The following is a 21125-nucleotide window of genomic DNA, read 5'->3' on the forward strand; positions in this document are numbered from 1 at the left end:
AGAAATAGAACATTATAATAATTCGACTTTTTTCGACAAGGTTTTATACGACAAACAAAGCGTTAACTAAAAGTATGTTTATTTAAACATCCCTCTTACTTATGTATATCGGCTTTTTTTCGATTTTTTAAAGAACAAACGCAAATTGTCCGTCGTGCTCATTTAATTTTATTTTGACCTCTTCTTTAATTCGTTCAACAGCAGGGTGGGGAGGATTGTTCTTTAATTGTTCTTCCCGTTCTTTCAGGAACATTATATTCGCTTCTTCAATTTCCCTGATCCGTTCTTTTGTAAACTTGTTCATTTTACCGAAAGGAGGGTTACTTAATACCTGACTAAACGAAAATTCTCTGCATTGAGCTTTTGTGATTTCCCACTTCATTTCATTTGCTAACGTATCCCACGATGTGCTCATTTCATTTTCATATTTAAATATCTCACGCTTACTTAAATCTAATGGATGCACATAAACATCTATATGCACACTATTTTCGTTAAAAATATCTTTAGGTGCTGTAAACTCGCCGATTAGAGCGTCACCACAATATAATCGTGTGTTAGTATTAAACTCAAAGTACGTGTTCATACGCTGTTCTTCTTCTGAAAAATGGAGGCCGAAAACAGGTTGTGGAACATATAAAGCCCAGGGCAAATAAAGAAAGTATTGTATAGCTGCTGCTTTTACCATTAAAGGATTAAGGTCATTAGATATTATGTTAAGACTATTGGATGGCAATGTCATAGCGCCTGCTCCAGCGGTGGGCTCAAAGACCGACTGTATGCGTTGGTGATGGTTGTCGTCCCCTTCAAGGATTTTGTTCATCATCTGAGTTATATTTATGGGAGTGGGAAAGTACCCTGCTAACCCTTTTGCTCCATGTTCTGACAAAAAGTGCGAAAGGTAATCTGACGGATACATGAGCATTAAAGTAATATCAAATTCTTCATTGAACTTAGACCATAATTTATCACTGATTCTAGGTTTCCTATTGAACCACGCTATTCCAAGAGAATAACCAACCCAATCTAAGAAGTCTTCAGCGCGTTTACCTTCAGCATAAGCATGATTCATACATTTCTCTAGCATTTTATTAACACTATCTTTATCTTCAAAATCGGAAAAGGGACAATCAGGGACATTATCAGATGGATCTAATCTCCCTTTATTGATGATGTTAAACCATGCCAGCCACCGTCCGCGTATCAATGTTTCTAATTTCATTGTAATACCACGATTCCAACCGAATTTCTTCTCTGAAATAGGATTGGTAGGAGGTGCTATGTATAAGGGGTGTGCTTCTATTAACTGACTATTCGTTTGTCTATTTAATATATCTTTTGCATCTAATTTGGAAAAAAATTGATTGAGAGCTTTTTCACCAACTGATATCTTCTTTTTTGTAGAACTTCCTTCGATAACTTTTAATTGATCTTTGAAGTTTTCCTCTGATTCAAAAGCATAAATAAGTTTCTCGGATAAACTCATGAGTGAACTCCCCTTTGTATAAAAAAGTTTTGGTGTAATTCAATTGTAAAATGAGAGGGGAGGGGGGAGCGAATTTTGAAGGGTGTTGATTTGAAATAAAGTTTGATCAAAAGATAGGGACTTTCACCATAAAAATGTTGAAAAATCTATCTTTTTAGATTCTTTTGATCAAACTTTATTCAAAAATAAGCGGTTAAACCGTAGCAAAAATTAAGGTTTTAATCAATCTTTTTTCAAAAGAGATAAATAGACATTGCTGATTTATCAGTGTTTGCGGTCTATTTATTATCGGACTTTTTTATAAACCTACAAAGGGGTTAAAATTAGAGGGGGGAAAATCATATTAAAAGGCTTAGAGAATTTATTTATCTCTAAGCCTGCTCCATAAACACCTTTATAGATAATTATTTTTTGAGGAGTTCAACTTTATATTCTTACGGTGCTGATATCTCTATAAATTCATAATCTGGACGAATTGATCTAATACCATCTTTTTCTTCAGAACCAACTTCAACAATTATATTGAATATATCTGATGTACTAATATCCGTTGCTTTATTAATATCTAGATCAATTATAATAGCTCCCTTTCCGCCTCCAGTAGGGATATAGTTCCTACCCGTTCCAATTTCAATCATCGTGGTCAACTCATATCTTTCACTTTCAGTATTCCATATAGCTATGTAATTTTCAGGTTTTTCCTCATTTTTTTCTTCTGGATAACTACTTGTTACGTTAGAAATGTTCCATTTTTCAGGGATATAGAAAGCAACTCCCCCCCAATCATCTGGATCGATTTCAATCAATGCAATTATTTGTGCGTGCTCTGGAACTTCTTCTCCATAAAGAAATACTGTCCCTCTTACTGATGTATCTAATTCAGTAGATTCTGATTTCACATGGAAGTCTTTGTATTGGATTATTTTATTGTTTATTGTTACATCATCAATATCATCTAGAACTCGGTTACAGCCACTTAATATTGCCGTTAACACTATGATGGTTATAAAGAGTGTCCAAAAGTGTTTCATAGTTACCTCCAATAAGATAAATTTTGATGGTTATAGCACTTCATTCTTTTATGATACTATAAACAATTTGCTTACATTGTGTAAATTTATATGAAAATACTTTTCACTATCCTTTTTTGGGGTAAAATGGTAGTATTATTATCAAACAATTTTTATTATTTATATTTTTTAAATAAATATTGGGGGATGTTATTATGATAGGTAATCGCTTAAAAGCACTAAGACTTAAAAAACAACTTACACAAGATGAATTGTCATATGGAATTATATCCCCTTCTTATATCTCTCAATTTGAAAATGATAAGAAAGCAATACCGAGATACATTGCTAAAGATCTTGCTAAAAAATTAGATGTTTCTGTTGATTACCTAATCGGTGAAGATTTACAAAAAGAAGTTTCAGAACTAAAAATAAAATTCGTTGAACTTTTTAATTTAATAAATGAAAAAAAATATACAACATTTGAACAAGAATTAGATAATTTGAAAAAGGAACATAATGAATCAATGAATCACCCTGATATCCGTACACATGTTATTCTTTGTTATCTGTTTATTGAATTCAAAAAAAAGAATTTTAATACTACTAAACAGATGATTTCAGAATTAAAGGATGACGATATACCTATTGAAGGTTATCCCTTGATGATTTTATATAGAGTAAAAGGTGGAATAGAGTATTCCAAATATAACTACGAAAGAAGTCTGGAATATTTTAAAAAATCTATAGATATAGCAATCGCTAAAAAATGTAAAGAACACTTAGGTAATATTTACCGATCCGTTGGTACTTGTTATGCGTTAATGAGAAGTTATTATAAGGCTGTTAATTCATTTAATTTAGCACTTAAATGTTATCAAAAAACAGCGAATATACAAGGCCAAGTGAGTACGCATATAAATCTAGGAAATTCTCTATCAGACATATTTGAAGAGGAAGAAGCACTTGAACAATATCATAACGCTTTATCACTGGTAAAGTTTTTAAATGATCCTCATTTAGAAGCAAAATTAGAATTCAATATTTCTTTAGTGAATTTTAAGCTTGGTAATGCAGAACCTCTTAGACATTTAAATAAAGCAATAAATTTATATAAAGAAACAGATGATCGTAATGGATTATTTAGAGCTGAGCTTTTAAGGTGTAAAATAAATTTGTCTATTGATGACTTAAACGAAGTGCGAAATTCCTTGTTTAGTATGTTATATAAAGTAAATGAGATCAACAACCCGAATATCCTCGCTGATTACTATAGAACTTTTGGAGATTACTTTTATGCTAACGAGTACATAAAAGAATACGAGAGTTATTATAAAAAATCAATTGAGTACTACAAAAAGGCAAATCGCTTAAAAGATGTTTCAAAAGCGTATCTTCATTTAGCTAAAAAAACCAAAGATGATAGCTTTTATAAATATTCTGCTATATACGCTAACAAAATGGGAGGGGTAATATGAAGAGAGTTGTTTCAGGAACTTTGGTATTGATGTTGTTTTTAACCGTTTTTTTTAATGGGAACGATGTACTGGGTAGTAGTGATCATGATTATGTTGAGCCGGATTCAAATAAGGAAAGCAACTGTAATTAAAAAACAAAATAAAAAGAACAACACTAACCATTACAGTGTTGTTCTTTTTATTTTGTAATAGATTTTTCTGTCTAATAATGTCGGATACTTTAAAAAACCTTTAAAGTATAGATTTATTTTTAAATGGTGGGATAATTAAGTTAATTCCTTGCAGGGGAGTAACTTAAGTAAATAATCTTTGGCCAAAGGATTAAAGTTTGTAGAAAATAATTAAGGAGAGGATTTCATGAAAACAGTAGCAATTAACAGATCAAATTCATTTAAACATAGGACTATAATCACATTGCTAATTACAAGCCTTCTTTCTTTTCTTTTTTTTGGAAATCAAGCTTTCGCATATGATCAACCAGTGTCTACAACAGAGAGCAGCAATAGCACATACTGGAGTTTCAATGATGTGTATGCTGCTTCTTCAATAGGGTATATGGGCGCGGAATGGTCAAGTGCTAGACATGCGTGGGCTTTTAACTATAGGTATTCAGGGACAGGTTCAAGTAGCGGTCCTGATGACATGATTAGAATAGCAGCTATGGAAATTGAAGGAACATCTAACACGAGTAATATGGCAATATGGACCAGTAATGATGCCAAATATATTGGTTCCGCACCAGCTTCAGGTACAAATCCAGACTATAGTGATATTGCGACTGCTGTAGTGGACCTTGCTATTACAGCTATCAATAGGAAGGGAGCATCTTATTTATGGACTACAGCGGGATTAATAAGTGCATTTCGTAGCCACGTAGATTCATCATCATCACCTCAAAACAGCATTTGGCGACAGTGGAATTGGTCTCCCGATATCTCAAATACAGGGCAGTTCTTTTGGTTTATAGTAGATGTAGAGCCTAATCAGACGGTTCAAATTTCAAATAACTATATGCTATTGGGACCGGGATATGAACTTTTAGAGGCGGGAAAAGGATACAGAAACCTTAACGCTCCTGGACCAGAGACTTCATCTACAAGCACTTTTACTACTACATCTACTAGTACTTTAGGGTCTGATACAGAATATCAATTTCTTGAGGACTCAGAATTAGGTACAAGTACTATCACTAAAGTAATAGACTGGAATCCCGGTATGATGTCTCAGGAAGATAAAGAAAAGTATGGGATTGAAGAAATTTCAAGAGAGAATTTTGCAAAGAGAGCTGAAGAACTAGATATATCTTCAAGAAGCGTTGAAGAGTTTAATAATTCAGGAGAAGAAGTATTTTACTATGCTCATAATTTAATAGAATATGAAGTTAACCCGTCAGAAATAGAACCTAATGCTAATAGTGAAAAAAATGTTTTAATCGGAGAGATAAATAAAAACCTAGAGAGAAGCGAACTCATTACGAGAGCATTTTCAAATCTTGAATACCCCAATGAAGAAGACCTAACAATTATTGAAAAACATAAAGGAAATCTGGAGTTTTTGAAAGACCTTTTAAAAAGGGCACAATCAATCAGTGAAAGTAACACAAAAGCAATCGATGGATTATGGAAAGAACTTAGAAACGAAATTCCTAAAGAGAATTTAACTTCTCATTAATTAAAAATCATGACGACAATGGTCCGTTAAGGAAAGTTTTTACCCTATTAAGAACTAAAGTTATTTAAAAATATAAAATCTACTCCCCCTCCTTAATAACACACTAAGTTGTCAACTCTGTCCAAGACGATAGGGGAGGGGGAATTGAATTCTATAAGAACTCTAACTGATAAGGTCAAACTGTAGTTGACCTGTGCTATCCCTTACGATATTAACTTCCTCTAAACTTGGAGTAGGGATATCCACCTCTTCAATATCCGTATCATTTAATCTCTCAATATGCTCTGATCTTTCCTGCATAAATAACTTCCACTCAAATAAGATTTGTGGCAGGTCGTTTTCAGATATCTCTCTTCCTCTTGAGTCCCAACCTACATTCTCACATACGGCCATCATTACTGGATAATCTCCATAATCAATACTTTCAACGGGTTTTTGAAGAACTATAACACTAGTTTTTGTTGAAGTTCCCGCAAAATAGAAAGTCTCCGTAGGTAAACTAATACTTGTAAGCAATAATGCATTTTCAAGCGCCCAGGCTCTAAATGATTGAAATTTATTGTCACTCAATATGTTGTCAGGAACAACCATTGCTAGAATTCCACCTTCTTGCAATGCCTCAATCCCTTTTTCAAGGAATACAACGACTGGATCTACCTTTCCCTTTTTATTTGCAAATCGAGATTTAGCTTCTATAGCAGAACCGTAAGGAGGGTTTCCGATAATATAGTTGAATGACTCCTTATGCTTTTCTAAGAACTCTAAGCCATCTCCTTGTTCTATTTGTGCATAAGGATATAGCCTTTGAGCTACCTCAGCGGCTTCGTAAGCTAATTCACACGCTTTTATATCTACACCATCAGTCAGTCCATTCAAGAAGCCACCACCCCCACAAGAAGGCTCACAAACTGTGGCTCCCGTCGGAATATCTAAAAGGTTATGAATAAAGGAAACAATTTTTTGGGGCGTGAAGTATTGTCCTAAGTGGCTCCCGCTGGAATTTAATGCACCATACCCCGAATATGACAAACGAATGAACTCCTCTTCTTCTTTGGTCCACTCATCTTTTTGTAACAATTCACGAACTTTCTTATTATCAGCAAATCTCTTAGACTCTTTCCTTCCCATAATACATACTCCTTTCTCTTTGCTGTTGTTTCAATTGTAGTAGGGGAAGAGAGCGGGTGCGAATTTTGGGAGGGTTTATTTTTAGACACAAAAAAACTCTCTTCTTTCAAAAGAGAGTTGAAATATTTTGTCCACTAATTATTAGTAGATTTAAGTTATGAACCTTTACTGGAATCAAGTTGAAATAAAATATGTTCCACGCGTTCGTTTAACCATTTCCAAAGATCTTCGACATTGGAGTCGGAGTACACTTTACTTTGACATTTAAGGCAGTCGACTATATCCCCAAATTTATCCCTTTTTTTAAATAACATCATATCGTTATACTTCGACAAGAAGTTTTCTCCATCAATACCAGTAACATTTAAAGTAACTTGTAATGGTTTTTCGAAAAAATCAAACGTAAATACGTTAGCTTTAAATGTCCCTTCGATTCGATATCCTATAGGAAGAGGTTCTTTGTTAGTGATTTCAATCCCATATTTTTTGACTGCGGTTAATAGAGATTCCCAAGTTTCTTCGTCTGGAAAGGTTACTGTTTCCCAAATAACTTCCGATAGCTCTTTCAAATCAAATCCTTCTGCGACGGAACGATCGGCCAAGTTTTCCATGTCTTTCAAAAACGCTGCTTTATTCAATGTCCTTACCTCCTTAATGATGTATTTTCATGGTAGTAAAAAAAGAAGATTGAGTCGAATTTCAAAAGGATAGGGTAACTAAAAAGCTTTTTAGTTTCTAAACCCCTTCTTTTTTCACTTAATTTCTCCTATACCATTTTAAGAGAGAGAGTTACAAAAAACAAAAAATCTATTGAAATGTTGAAAGTTTTTCCTTAGAATAATAGTATATACTATCCTAATTTATTTCTATCAGCTTCGGTCACGCGACTAAAGCACATTGATTAGCATTAAGCTAAAATTTCTGTTTTACCTTTTACAATCTTGTATTAGGTTATTAGGATAGGATAAATATGTTTAAATTCGCCCCTGTGGTGACTGATACTTTTGCAATTTGCATGAGTAAATGTCTCCCCAGGGGCTTTTTGTGTCCAAAAAAAAGGAGGTGTAATGGCAACACGGACGCAATTTTTGAAGCTTATCGTTATCCAAATACTTTTAAAAGGGAGAGATTTTCATGTTTAAATTAGCCTCTGAGGTTATTCAAGGTGTTGTTTCATCATTAGCGAAAGGTGCGCGCAAAGCAAAACTCGGTGAAAAGTTCATTTTCATTAAAACAAAGGATGATAAAGTTTCCTTTTACTTTAATGGAGATGACATGAGTGTCGAAAGGAAAATTTCAGCAGATATTCAAGGGGAACTTGATGTAGCCACTTCAATAAAAGAGTTGGACCAAAAGGTTTCAGCTTTACCAAAGGAAGAGGAGATCACCGTCGAAAAAGAAGGTAATCTTCTTAAACTGAAGTGGGGGAAAGGTTCTAAGATTTCTGTTGAGATTTTACCTGAAACTGCTCCGCTCATCGAGATTCCTCAAATGAGTCAGCAAGTCAAATGGGCTGCTGGCACACTTCATGGGATTGCTCGTATGATGACACCGTTTGCTGCTTTACCTGATAGTCCAGTAGGAAGAGCAAGACCTAGCGTATGCGGTCCGAACTTCCAAAAAGACGGAGATACTGGTGAAGTGTTCATTAGAGCAACAGACTCTTATAGGGCTGTTACTGTTTTGGGTTCTAAGATTGATTGGTTCGAAGGGAATCAACTCTCTATGGAATCTAAAACGATGCTTTCATTAGCGGATGTTCTTAGTGAACAAGCTGAATTAACCGTTGGTTTAAACGAGAGTGGCACTTTAGTCATTTTCAGAGCAGGTTTAACAACAGCTATTGCTAGAGTGCTGGAAGGTTCTTATCCAAACATTGATAAGTATGCTGACGATGCTAAAAGTAAATGGCACTTTGATCGTCTTGAGTTAATTGAGTTATGCAGGAGAATTAAGCGTTTATCTCCTACAAAACCAATTATTCAATTCCGAATTCAGAGTGGCAAGGTCAAGGCGATTGTTCCTAATTCCCTTGAACAACAACTTGCCGTTGCTGTAGAAGGTGAAGCTAGTGATTTTGGTGCTAATGCAGAGTACTTAGAAATGACTGCTTCTCTATATCGTTCTGATGAAATTGTTTTGCTTGCAGATGGAGCAAATCAACCAATCACCATTAGACAAGAAGAAAACGATAACGTGAAAGCGTTAGTCCTTCCTGTTCGAATTGACTAAAAAACGAGAGAAAGAGGTGAATTGGCCTCCACTTTGATGGATTTATCATCGTGGAGGCTTTTTTATTATGAAGCTAAATTATACTAATCAAGGATTAGAGTTTAGAAGTGATAGTTTTGATGAAGCCCTTTTGAAAAGTGAGTGTTTTAAGACAGAGAAAATTCACACAGAAAACCTATTGAGCTGGCATTATCTTGTTACTGCAAGTTCAGATAATGTGACAGACACAAAATCTTACAAACAACTTCGATTATGGGGATTAGCACCAAATGACGGGGTTGAAGTGACTCAAAATGTGTTGAATTCTAAACGTAAGGGATACAAATGGGATATGACACCTATTCACTATCTTGATGGCACACCGCAGTATGAACGAGCTCTTGAATTGGTAAAAGGGAAGTTCGGGGGACCATTAAGAGATGGATCTACTTTATTCCCTTATCAGATTGAAACTGCCGCTGCGATGATTGCTAAAGGACGTTTATTGAACGCTTTTGACATGGGTTTAGGAAAAACTCGCACTTCTCTAGCAGGTGCATTAGCAGACCCTAGCAATAAGCGATTTTTGATTATCACCATGTCGAGAAACATTAACGATTGGGTGAGAGAGATTGAAACTCTCGGACACGAGGATGACTATATTATTTTGCAACATGCAGGTGATCTAAAGTCCCAAAAGCGTATTCATCTAGTTTCTTATGAGAAATGGAGCGCTGACAGAGTGAAATTTGCAAAAAAACCTCAAGAAGAGTGTCCAGATTGTGGGATGAGCCACAAGAGAGCTTGGAAAAGTACTCTTGGCTACTGTTATGTTTGTAAAACATCTCATGAACCTTATCGAGTGAACGATGATGGTATATACATTCGTTGGAGTGAAGATGATCTACCAGAACAATGTCCTTCTTGCAAGAAAGATTGGAAAGGGCGTTATCAATGTACGCATTGTGATTATACAGTGATTGAGTCGCGAAAAAAGGCTTTACACACTTATTATCACAACGGATACAACGCGTGTATTGTAGACGAGGCACAGTACATTAAAAATGGAAAATCTAAACGTGCTTTAGCAGTACAGAGAGTTAAGACAAATAAGCGATTTGCACTTTCAGGAACTCCTGCTGAGAATGGTGCAGATGACCTTTTCTGGCTATTAGGTTGGTTAACAGGGTTTACTTCTAGATTTGAAGATCCTATCACTAACAAGCCATATAAAGGCTACGGAAAAACGGGTGAAGAGAATTTTCGTGAATACTTCGCAGGAGGTAAAAAGCGAAGAGTTCTTGATATTGATAGTGTAGAAGCCCGAGCAAGTCACCATGAACAGCTTTGGGGAATCCTTGATACTCTTATGGTCCGCAAAAAGAAGCAGGATGATGGAGTAAAAGAACACACTAAAGTTCCAAAACCTGAACACCACCGTATGCATTTGAATCTTCATGAAGCTGAACGTGAACTCTATGACAAATTCGTAGAAGAATTTAAAGAGTGGTATGAATTAGAGTTGGCAAAAAAAGAAGCAGCTGAGGCCCGTGATGAAACGTATCGCATCTCTACTATTGAGATTTGTGCTTGGATGGATAAACTCCGAAAAGCCGCTTCATCCCCGTGGCAATATGAAGAGTACGATGCAAAGAAAAGCAAAGGAACGACTTCTAAGCTTGAATACACGAAAAACAAAGCTAGAGATTTACTTCGTCGTAATAAGAAGATGTTAATCTTCTCTGGCCACAAAAATACCGTGGAACAACTTGGGTTGTTACTTGATGGTGTTCTTCCTGGTAAGGAAGCCGGTTATATTCATGGCGGTGTCAAAATGGAGTATAGATGGGAATTGATGAAGAGATTTCAGGACCCTAGTGATCCATTATCCATTTTGGTCATGTCACATAAAACCGGAGCGGAGTCTTATACATTGACTGAAGCAAAAGCTGTATTTCTTTACGATTTGGATTTTAATCCAAAGAAGATTGAGCAATGTTATAGCCGAGCAGTAAGACTTGGACAGCTAGATAAAGTTGATGTTTATTGGCTTTTAGGAGTTGATACCATTGACGTTAACATGCATGGTCTTGTCTTATCGAAAGCATCAGGTGTAGATATTGCCATCGATCGTAAAGAGTTGGACTTTAATGAACTCGCCAAAGAATTCAAAGGTGACGGAGTTGGAAGTGGTCCTACAGCTATCGATTATGAAGAATTTGCTTCTGAAATGTTAAGTCGCGGAACTAAACGTGAGGAAATCGCTTAATAATAGCCTTTATAAAGGGAGAGATAAATATGAAACCTGTGTACGAGAAAAGTACTGGTTATGTTATTATAGAATGGTATGAGAAGCGGAAAGATGCTTCTCCCATTCGGCATTATTTTTCAGCACAGCCTATTAAGTTACAATTTCATCCGAGGGATGAGAAACAAATTGTTAGAGCTGTTTTTGAAGAACAAATGCCAGGATGGTTAGAAAAATACGCTAAGGAACACGACTTTGATTGCCATCAAGTGACGAAAGATGGACATGTTGGCTTTTGGATTGCTAACTGGAGGTTGTATCCTAGCAACGAAAGACCTATCCCTTGTCCAAACATCAATGGAGCTGTTGAACAATTATCTTCAACAGTCATTCCTGATGAATGCGAGGAATTGCAAGACCTTGTTCTTGAGAAAATGGATGTGGTAAAAAAGAATTTAGGACATTATCCATCAGCTTTTGAACCATTAGGGTTATATTTCAAACCCGAAGAAATAAACGGTAAAGAAGCTGTTATGCTTGTAGAGGATATTGTACCTGAACGCGGGGAAACGTCGGACGAAGAATACCTTTCTATCATCCAAAAAGACGGACGTTTAGAAACGTTAATCCACGAGATTACGACACCACTTCCTGAGCCTCCGCAAGAGGATGAGGAAGAAGAATTAGAGGAACTTGAAGAAGAAGAGGTTATTGAGGAAGAATTAGAGTTGGATATCAGTTTTGATGATGAAGTCGATGAGGAAGAATTTGAAGTTACCTTTGATGATGAATCGGAAGAAGAGGAAGAGTTAGTTGTCACTTTTGAAGATGAAGAAGATGAGGGGATTTCAGAAGAATCATTCGATACAGATAGCGAACAGGAAACATTAACTGATGAAGATGAGGACGTAACTGTTGAACCTATAGATTCATTCCAAGCTGATAGCGAATCTACTTCTGAGGATGTTGAGGTTCAAGAAACTATTGATGAATCGATAGAAGAACCTTCAGAAGAACCTTCAGAAGAACCAACTGAGCAAGCAGTAAAACAAGAACGGAAAGTCAAGGAAGAAACTACTTATAAGGTCCTTGAACACGCCGATAAAAAGAGCAAAGCGACAGAGGGACAAATGTCATTGTTCTAATAGAAAAACCACTCTTACCTAATAATCTTAGGCAGGGGTGGTTTCTTCTTTTCATGCTTTTAACCCTTGTTTAAAATGTTGATAAATGGTAATATAAACTCATAATCTATTTAATTATTTTTATTTCAACTCCGGTCACGCGACTAGAGGATTTAATTAACTGCTGTTATTTATTATGTGCGTTCTTACCGTGCATTTTAATGGGATTTTCTATTCCAAATTCATACTTTTTGTGTGCAAAAACCTGTCTATTTAGGAAGAGGTTTTTTATTATACCCAAAAACACCTATTTTGGTGGAGTGATTAGTCAAGTTAGACTACATTACCCGCTAGAATAGGTGTTTTTTTTATATAGATTTAAACACCAATACTTTTAAAGGGAGAGATGTAACATGCATTTTTACAAAGGAGACACCCAAAGATTTTCTAGTCTGTACAAAGGTTTAACTCAAGAGGAGAAAGATGCTATGCGAGGAGAACTTGCAAAGGATCCCAATCGACCAGTAAGAGAATTAAGAAGAATCGCTAAGAAAAAAGCATCTATTCAAAACATTAAGTTTCATGTCTTTGAGTTTATGCGATTGGTTGGCTTCTTAGGAGTAGCGACAGCTATAGTCCTGGCCACACTTATTATCTTTTACTAAGAGAGGGAGATAAAATTGAGTTTATCCATTGGAACCATTTTGCCTATTCTTATTATCGGCTTTTTAACTTTACCGATAATAATAGGTTACTTTAGTGGTTTAGCTGCGGATACAAGGCATACAGTAGATCCAGTCGCATGGAGGCACTTAGAAGAAGATCCGTTTGCACCACCAAAGGAGAAACCTATTTTTAATAGTGAGAATGAGTCATTAGAAGAACAAGCACTAGATTTTGATTTTGAACTTGAAGATGAAGAAGAGCAAGAACAAGTTAGTGCAGTTGGCTTCGATATTGAAGAAGATGACTCTTCACAAGAGAAGGTTTATGAAACCAGTGAACCTTCTAAAGATATGAACAGCTCAATAAATGAGTTGTTAAATGCAATAAACGGAGAAGAAACACCTGACTCAGAACTAGATTTGGACTTCGTGGATCTAGAAGAAGAGGTTAAAGGGGAAGATTCGGAAGCCGCTTTAGAGGAATTGGTACAAGAAGTAAATGGGATTGAAACAAATACGGATGTTGACTCGGAAAAAGAGAGCGATGATGTGGTGTTTGATTCTTATATCCCCCCTAGCCCTATTCCCCAATATGAGTACCAAGCTATTAAAGATCATTTTGGAGAAAAAGTAGCTGATACTATCACGCTAACGCCTTCGTCAACAGAAGGGGCTGGTGAATCTGATGTCATGATTGGTAGATTGACAGTTAATACTGTTGGTTATGTTCTTTCTTATAAGGAATCGTTCATACCGTTAAAAGGCGATATCCCTAAAGAGCTTAAAGAACAACCAGTTATGCTTCATGGTCAGTTCATTGATCAAGAGCATTTTTACGTTCTTCAGTGGGCTGATCCAACCAAATTTCAAAACGCCCAATCTTTCTATGAAACAGAAGGATTGGCGTTAGCACAATGACAATTGAGAAATCGGAGGATCAATCCTCCATTTCTTCAAATCTATTATTTTAATCTAATAGGTTTGAAGAAGGGGTGGATACTATGAAAAAAACTTGAAACTATAATTTTTTATGCGATAATAAAAACTGAATAAAGAACAGGTGTTCTTCATAGTGGTTGCGTAGAACTAGGCACAAATAATCATTTCTTATAGAAAAGACCTACAAGCACTATATATCGCACAATTTTCGACTTGTTTTTCGAAAATGTGTAAGTTTTTTCCTTGAAATGCTACTAAATGCATAGTAAAATACTAGCATATGAACATTTCATGTCGGTTTTTGTTTACTAAAGGGTGAACATTTCATATTTAATCTGAGAAAAGCAAACCTGTTGAAAAGCAGGGACGCAAAGGCGAGGGTCTAAGGTCTCATAATTGACTAGGACAGCCATCCTACCACACAACAAGACACACTTTTTAGGCTTATGTTTCCAAAGTCGAGAGAACTTATCTCCTAACCTTACACCAACTATAAACCAAACAGATGGCTCCACCTAATATAACTTGTCATCTGATGTTAAAAGTAGAGGGGGAGAGGAATCTATGAATAACGTAAAGTTAGCAAGACAAGTAGCTGAGAAGATCCGAACTAAATTTAGGGAACAGGTTCAAAGAGATCCGCAAGGTCAACTTAAATTGTTTGTTCGAGGTTCAGAAGTAAGAAAGACTTATGAGTTAGAAACGGTTGAAATGGTAGGCGTTGAACCTCCAGAAGGGAAAGGCTTAAAACCGATAGCTTTCAGCAATTTTGTTGAACTAGTAGCGATGAGCTTGAAGCGGTACAAGCCTTACGATTATGGGCATCTTTACATAAATTACGAAGCTACTGATAACGGAAATGATTTTAGGATGTCTATCAGAGCGGAGAAGGAAACGCACTATAATTAGAAGGCGGGTTTTCTAGTAAAACATCTTGACATTATGAAACAACAAGATGATAATATAGATGTATAAAGTGAATATTTACAGTGGAAGCACCACTATTCTATCAAAAGGCGGGAGATTTATGTCTTCTTAGCGATAGATTAGTGGTGCTTATTTGTTTTTTTGGGGGTGGTGCATAAAACAATGTGTAAAGAACGCTACGAGGGTTCTGAAATATTAAGAAATCACTTATTAAAGAAAGGGGAAAAAACAAATGAAAAAAATGAGTAAAGCTATGGCGTTGTTTGCGAGTATGTTTATGGTGAAGTTCTTCTTTATGCCAACTTCAGCATTAGCGAGCATTGATTCTTCTATTTATGATGACAACAACAATATTTTTGCACAAACAGTTATGGAGATTGTTCGTATCGTTGGTGGAGTTGGAGGAGCAGCATTTGTATTAGCGATTTTAATTATTTCGTTAATTATCATTTTCGGATCTATCTCTCCTGCAAACATGCGTACATGGTACATCGCGTTAATCAGCTGCATTGTTGGAGCATTCATTTTCTTCGGCGCATATACACTTGGACCAGCAATTGCGTCATTAGCACCATAAAAAATAAATTGTTGCTTAAATAATGAGGTGAGGGGATAAACCTCGCCTCTTTTAAATATAGGAGGTAAACATGAACGAAATCGTTGTCCCTATCGATATTACTGCGGAAGAAAAGGAAGTATTAGCAATTTTTTCAATGAGGCAGTTCTTATTAACCGTCCCGACGTTAGCTGCGTGTGTTGTTTTTCTTGTATGGTTTAGCATACCTTTTGTCAGCGGTTGGACAGACTTTATTATTCGGTTAATAATCGCTTTGGTTGTAGCGGGTACTGCAATCGCATTGGCTTTCGTTAAATTAAATAAATATGAACAGTACCTTAGCGAGTTTGTGATTACGCAATGGAGTTATCACAGAGGACAAAAGACATTTCATCAATAGAAGGGAGGATTTAATAAATGAGTATTTTTGACCTCTTTGTTTATATAATGATGGGGTTTGGTGGTGTATTGCTTATCTTCTTAGTTATTGCTAAAAAGCGGATGGATAACAACGAACCTGTTTTCGGTTGGCAGCGAAAGCAATATCTAGAAGAGCAAAGTGGTGAGCAATCCTCTAAAGCTAAACCAAAAATTGATAAAAAAGATAAAAACACGGAAACACTTAAAGACTTAATGGAAATCAAAGATATTCGCTATGGTATTTTTGAGAAAACACGAAATGAGTACTGTTTAATCATTTCCACCGATTCCGTTAACTTTGACTTATTAAATGATGGTGCTAGGAGCTCGATCATCCTTGGTTATCAGAGTTTATTTAGAACGATTAAGTTCCCTGTTCAAATTCTTGGTCAAGCGGTTAGACAGGATTTAAGAAAAGACGAAAGGCGTTTTAACGAAAATCTCAAAAACGCTAATGCTGAAACAAAAGACTATAACAAAAAGGTGTTTAAGCACATCAAAGAACGGTCGGAAAAAGAGTTTAGAGTTGCCCGTAAGGTTTATTATATTGTGACCTATGTTTATCAACCCTCTCGTATGGGACAACTCACTCCTGAACAAAAAGAAAAAAGAATTATGCAAGAACTATCTATGAGAGCTAGAACGGTTACTTCAATGTTAAGACGGGCTCATATAGAGTCGTATTTATTAGACAGCTTACAAGCTATGGAAGTTATGAAGAGGGCAATTAACAGAGATCGTATGATCCACACACCTATCGAAAGTGTAGTGGAAGATGGAAAAGAAAAGCTAACAGCTTACATAACAGCTGATGTTACATCTTTACCAGGATATGAAGATTTGGTTCATGACGTTGAGGAGGTGCGGGAAATTGTTAGGGATTTTGAAGAAGAAAAACAAGCAGTCAACCAATGACGTTGAGAATGATACTGTTAACAACTCAACAGTGAATGAAGATGTTCAAAGCAAAGGTAAATCAAAAGAACAACAAAAGATAGACTTAAAAGAAGTAAACAATAACGATAAACCACTTTCCTTTCCAAGCCTTGTTGATAACATGCTGAACGATGGAATCACATTTGAAAAGGACCACTTTAAGATTCAAACAGGTTTAGGGACCGTTAAATACGGGCGCTCTTTCTTTGTAAAACCAAGTGGATATCCTCGTACAGTACGAATCGGATGGTTAGAGTCGTTATTTACTGGAGATGACCTAGATGTTTCCGTACATGTAGACCCTTTAGAAAGAAATAGTGCCATCAAACGATTGCAAGACAAGATCGATGAATTGGATGCTGTAATTGATTCTGCTGCAAGAAGGGATAATCAGTCTAAGTTAGAGGATGCAATGCAGAAAAAAGATGATACAAAAGGACTCCAAAGGCAAATTAAGAATAATAGAAACGGTTTATACTACGTTTCTGTTCAAGCTTCAGTTTATGCTGATGATTTAGAAGAACTAAATGAAAAATGTATTGATATCGAATCAATGCTAGGAGGAGAATCTATTGAAGTTGTCAACGCATATGGGCGACAGCGCTATGGGTTCTTATCAACTCTCCCTTTAGGAAAAAACTATTTATCACGTTCTGATAGAAACCTAGACCAATTAGCATTAACAGCAGTATTTCCACACGCTTCATCAAAATTAAATCACACAGGTGGCATGCCGATTGGTAGGTATGGGAATGAGTATGTTTACTTTAATAACTTTGATTCTAAGCTAAATAACTACTCAGTTGGTATTTTTGGAGAGTCTGGAGCGGGAAAGGGAGTTATGGTTAAACAGCTCATAGGCAGAGGCCCGATGGATGGAATCAACAAGCATGTTATCGTGGACGTCGAGCCAGAATACCGTGAGCTAACCCGAGCTTTGGGCGGGGTTGTTATTCCAATCGTAGCGACAAAAGATAAGGACGCTAATAGGATTAATCCTCTTGATATCTTCCCTGAAAAAGAAGTGAAAGAAAAAGGGACTCCTCAAGAGTACATTCAAGAGCAAATTAATATAAACGAAAAAATTAAAGAAGTTCTTGAATTCTTCAAAGTTATGAAAGAAAGTTGTAGTCCTGGTTCCATTGGTTTATCTCCAGTTGAGATTGGGGTTTTGAACGATACATTAGAAATCCTTTACGCAGAAAAAGGTGTTACAGATGATCCTGAATCTATCTACGAGCAAGTAGAAAGTGTCGATGAAGAAGGAAACATCCAGTGGGAAAGACGTTATATTGACATGCCTACGATCTCTGACGTATATGAACGGTTAGAGGCTCTATTGAAGGATGGATACGGTGAAATAAATGAGTTATGTAATGTTGTAAAACTTTTCACTAGAGGAAAGGCATTTGGTATTTTCGATGGGCAAACACGAATAAACGGGCAGGATACCGCTTCTTTGGAAGGAGCTCCTGTAATAACGTTCGATATTTCTAAACTATCATCTAACGGTATTGAACGTCCCCTTGCGCAACATGTTATTATGACGTGGACGTGGAATAGATTTATAGTCGGTGATCCAAAATCCAAGAAAAGAGTTATCCTCGATGAAGCCTGGATGATGCTCAAGTACCCAGCCATGATGGAGTTCCTGAAGCTGTTATCAGCCCGTGGTCGTAAGTGGAATACTAGTCTTACTTTAGTATCACAGCGATATGAAATGTTTCATAGATCACAAGATAGTAGGGACGTAATAGCCCAATTGAATACTGTCTTTTTTATGAAACAGAGTGATGAAGATATCGAACCAATACTTGAAACCTTCAAGTTTTCAGAGGAAGTGGGCGAAATGATTCGGACTGCTTCAGTAGGGGAAGTTGTATTAAAAGCGGGGAAGGAAGTTGTTGCCTTCGTTTCAGAACCTACTCCAGACGAATGGGAATATCTCAACACAAACCAAAACGTTGATATGGGTAAAAAAGAATCTATGACACGAGAGGAAAAGATAGAGTGGCTTGAAGCAGAAGTCGAGATTGAAGATGAGGGTGTTGCTTAATGAAGAAAAAGATCATTCTTCTATCGTTTGTATTCTTACTTCTAAGTCAATTTACCCCTATGCCTGTTGCTTTTGCGGACTTCAATGAAAATACAGAGCTTATGGGCGAAGAAGAAATGGCTGTTCTAGAAGAAGCACAAGATGAAGCGGATTTTACAACTGGTCTTTGGATTGGTTTCCTCCGTTCTATTATGGGTATCAATGGTATCAGTTCTATTAATACTCTTGTTTTTGGCAACCCATATACCATTTGGGGACTAGGAGATGGAGAGTTAGTTTACGGGATATTCTTTGAACAAGAATGGAACAACGCTATCAGGCCGGTGATGATGGTATTCGGTGGGGCATTTGTAGCGTTTATCACTTTATCCATTATGATTTCCACTTTAAAGATGGGATTGAGGGCTTATTCTCCTCAATCTAGAGCAGATTTTTGGCAAGATGTTCAAATGTGGATTATAGCCGCAGTATTTATGGCAACCTTCCCATTTATTATAGAAATTATATTTGGATTAAACACCGCTATCACTCATGCATTGCGTGACGCGATGATAGCGCAAGGTAATTCACCTAGTAGCTTTTCTATGATAGCAGCAGGTGGAGCAGGCTTCCAAAATAGTGGCTTGATAGTAGGAAGTGTACTTTTATGGTTTGCTGAATGGGGCTTAACAGTTTACCTAAACATCATTTATGTTATGCGTAAAGTGGTTATCATGCTCTTGTTAATGATGTTACCGTTAGCAGGTATTTCGTTATTATATGCTAGAACCCGTTCTTTCTTCGGGACTTGGCTCAAAGAGCTTTGCGGTAATATATTTTTGCAGTCCATTCACGCTATGGTAATATTTGGATTTGCTATGTTGACGAACGTTGGAACAGCTAGTTTTATGTTTAAGGTAGGTATGATCATTATGTTCATTCCAGTAACAGGGATGATTTCAAGATGGCTTAACTTGGGAGATTCATCTACACCACTCGGACAAGCTGCAACTATGATGGGGGCTGCGGGAATAGGTGGAGCAATCATGCTAAGTCGTCGCGGCCTAAGTATGGCTAAAGGTGGCGGCAAAGGTGCTAACGCTAATTCCGGAGCTTCAGCTGGAGCGGGTTCTTCAGGCGGAGGTGACGGCGGTGGCGGTGGCGGTGGTTTCGCTGATGATAGTGGATCTACTAAAATTGCAGAAGCCGCTAAAGGTTCTACAAGTAACGGTTGGCAAAGATTTAAGAAAGTTGCAGGGTACTCTGGTGCTGCTGCTGGAGCTTCATTTGGTCTAGCTTTCGGTCCAATGGGAATGGCTATGGGTGGCATGGCAGGTAATAAGATAGCTCAAGGCGCTGCTCAAATGCCACGTAATTCAATTGCAGGTTTAAAAGGTGTAGGTCAAACTTTAGGTTCTGTAAAACAACACGGTGGTTTTAAAGGGATGTGGAACAACCTAGAAGCTCGTAGACAGTTCGGAGGAAATATGGGCGAGTCGCTTGGCCTAGCAACAGGACTTCCTCTTAATAACGCAGGAAGAAAAATGGGACAAATGATGTCTGGAGTTAGTAGAAACCGAGTCCAAAATGAAGTGTTCGGAGGGAAAACTTTAGAGGATCTTCAAAAGACTCACCCTGGACAAAAAGTTCAATGGAGACAAACGAATGAAGGATCTGCTTATTACGTTGATGACGGTAAAGGTGGTAAGAGGATTAGTGCAATGGGAGCCGCTGACAATACTTTAAAACAAGGAGAAACTCGTAAAATTGATTACGAAGTTCCTGGTGGCGGTACAGGCTTCAATAAGAATGAACAAGGGCAATATATTTCTAGTGCAAGTCAAGGAAAAACAGCACCTATATATGGTCACAAAGGGGATGTCTTGAAGAAAGTTCCGATTGGTGGAAATCAAGGTGGGGGTACTCAATCTATACCTAAGTCCCAACCGCAAAAAACAGGTTCTACCGATCATTTAAGGAGAACATCGGAGGCTTATATTGAAGGTACTGATGGCAGGACATATCAAGATACTCGAATGGATGCAAAGTCAGTTAATCCAGACGATTATTTTGTTCACAGTATAAAAGGCACTGATAAGCGTTCAACAACAGATAAGGGTGCTGATGCTCTTCATAACACTAGTACAAAAGTAAAATCACTCAATAAACAAGTAAGGGACAATGTAGATTCCTGGTCAAAAAGTTCTCCTCAGATTGACTATAAAAGACATAAGGGGATTATATAGGGTAGCTGTAAGAGTTACCCTTCCCCTTCTTCCTTAACAGGAGGT

The 21125-nt window shown here is 36.8% G+C and carries 18 protein-coding genes and 1 riboswitch; of the genes, 14 read left to right on the top strand and 4 right to left on the bottom strand.

Going from position 1 to position 21125, the window contains the following annotated elements:
* Positions 1-127 precede the first annotated feature (127 nt).
* Both J2S74_RS14390 and J2S74_RS14395 read right to left on the bottom strand, forming a co-directional pair.
* Positions 128-1486, bottom strand: a complete 1359-nt coding sequence (locus J2S74_RS14390) for a DNA methyltransferase family protein (RefSeq protein ID WP_307326549.1) — start codon at positions 1484-1486, stop codon at positions 128-130.
* Between the two features lie 434 nt (positions 1487-1920).
* Positions 1921-2517, bottom strand: a complete 597-nt coding sequence (locus tag J2S74_RS14395; RefSeq protein WP_307326551.1) for a hypothetical protein — start codon at positions 2515-2517, stop codon at positions 1921-1923.
* A 194-nt stretch (positions 2518-2711) separates the two neighbouring features.
* Between J2S74_RS14395 and J2S74_RS14400 the strand changes: the two genes are divergently transcribed.
* The 3 genes from J2S74_RS14400 (at position 2712) to J2S74_RS14410 (ending at position 5645) form a co-directional block, all read left to right on the top strand.
* Positions 2712-3974: a helix-turn-helix transcriptional regulator gene (locus tag J2S74_RS14400; protein WP_307326553.1), complete on the top strand. Its 1263-nt coding sequence runs from the start codon at positions 2712-2714 to the stop codon at positions 3972-3974.
* A complete protein-coding gene (locus J2S74_RS14405) occupies positions 3971-4105 on the top strand; it encodes a hypothetical protein (protein WP_307326555.1) in 135 nt (44 codons plus the stop codon). The genes J2S74_RS14400 and J2S74_RS14405 overlap by 4 nt, the downstream gene beginning before the upstream one ends.
* Positions 4106-4331: 226 nt before the next feature.
* The gene (locus J2S74_RS14410) at positions 4332-5645 is read left to right on the top strand and encodes a hypothetical protein (RefSeq protein WP_307326557.1); all 1314 of its coding nucleotides are present in this window, start codon (positions 4332-4334) and stop codon (positions 5643-5645) included.
* 162 nt (positions 5646-5807) lie between these two features.
* On the opposite strand, the gene J2S74_RS14415 is transcribed toward J2S74_RS14410, so the two are convergent.
* Together J2S74_RS14415 and J2S74_RS14420 are read right to left on the bottom strand one after the other, a co-directional pair.
* Complete coding sequence (locus J2S74_RS14415) at positions 5808-6773, bottom strand: HsdM family class I SAM-dependent methyltransferase (protein ID WP_307326559.1); 966 nt, start codon at positions 6771-6773, stop codon at positions 5808-5810.
* A gap of 155 nt (positions 6774-6928) precedes the next feature.
* Positions 6929-7411, bottom strand: coding sequence for a hypothetical protein (locus J2S74_RS14420; protein ID WP_307326561.1), 483 nt, complete (start codon positions 7409-7411; stop codon positions 6929-6931).
* A gap of 496 nt (positions 7412-7907) precedes the next feature.
* On the opposite strand from J2S74_RS14420, the gene J2S74_RS14425 reads away from it, so the two are divergent.
* The 11 genes from J2S74_RS14425 to J2S74_RS14475 all read left to right on the top strand — a co-directional run bounded on the left by J2S74_RS14425 (position 7908) and on the right by J2S74_RS14475 (position 21080).
* Entirely contained in the window at positions 7908-9005 is a 1098-nt protein-coding gene (locus J2S74_RS14425; protein WP_307326563.1) for a beta clamp domain-containing protein, read from the top strand.
* A 67-nt stretch (positions 9006-9072) separates the two neighbouring features.
* Positions 9073-11253, top strand: coding sequence for an SNF2-related protein (locus J2S74_RS14430; protein WP_307326565.1), 2181 nt, complete (start codon positions 9073-9075; stop codon positions 11251-11253).
* Between the two features lie 29 nt (positions 11254-11282).
* A complete protein-coding gene (locus tag J2S74_RS14435) occupies positions 11283-12377 on the top strand; it encodes a hypothetical protein (protein ID WP_307326567.1) in 1095 nt (364 codons plus the stop codon).
* A gap of 392 nt (positions 12378-12769) precedes the next feature.
* Complete coding sequence (locus J2S74_RS14440) at positions 12770-13021, top strand: hypothetical protein (RefSeq protein WP_307326569.1); 252 nt, start codon at positions 12770-12772, stop codon at positions 13019-13021.
* 15 nt (positions 13022-13036) lie between these two features.
* Complete coding sequence (locus J2S74_RS14445; protein WP_307326571.1) at positions 13037-13939, top strand: hypothetical protein; 903 nt, start codon at positions 13037-13039, stop codon at positions 13937-13939.
* Between the two features lie 354 nt (positions 13940-14293).
* Positions 14294-14382, top strand: a riboswitch (cyclic di-GMP riboswitch).
* A gap of 142 nt (positions 14383-14524) precedes the next feature.
* Entirely contained in the window at positions 14525-14869 is a 345-nt protein-coding gene (locus tag J2S74_RS14450; protein WP_307326573.1) for a hypothetical protein, read from the top strand.
* Between the two features lie 250 nt (positions 14870-15119).
* Positions 15120-15464 carry a hypothetical protein gene (locus J2S74_RS14455; protein WP_307326575.1) on the top strand — a complete coding sequence of 115 codons (345 nt, stop codon included), beginning with the start codon at positions 15120-15122 and terminating at the stop codon, positions 15462-15464.
* 70 nt (positions 15465-15534) lie between these two features.
* Positions 15535-15843, top strand: coding sequence for a PrgI family mobile element protein (locus J2S74_RS14460; RefSeq protein ID WP_307326577.1), 309 nt, complete (start codon positions 15535-15537; stop codon positions 15841-15843).
* A 17-nt stretch (positions 15844-15860) separates the two neighbouring features.
* A complete protein-coding gene (locus J2S74_RS14465) occupies positions 15861-16778 on the top strand; it encodes a TraC-like domain-containing protein (RefSeq protein WP_307326579.1) in 918 nt (305 codons plus the stop codon).
* Positions 16735-18855: a VirB4 family type IV secretion system protein gene (locus tag J2S74_RS14470; protein WP_307326581.1), complete on the top strand. Its 2121-nt coding sequence runs from the start codon at positions 16735-16737 to the stop codon at positions 18853-18855. The genes J2S74_RS14465 and J2S74_RS14470 overlap by 44 nt, the downstream gene beginning before the upstream one ends.
* Positions 18855-21080, top strand: a complete 2226-nt coding sequence (locus tag J2S74_RS14475) for a hypothetical protein (RefSeq protein ID WP_307326582.1) — start codon at positions 18855-18857, stop codon at positions 21078-21080. Before J2S74_RS14470 ends, J2S74_RS14475 begins: the two co-directional genes overlap by 1 nt.
* Positions 21081-21125 lie beyond the last annotated feature (45 nt).

The sequence above is a fragment of the Evansella vedderi genome, assembly GCF_030813435.1.
Classification (GTDB): domain Bacteria; phylum Bacillota; class Bacilli; order Bacillales; family Salisediminibacteriaceae; genus Evansella; species Evansella vedderi.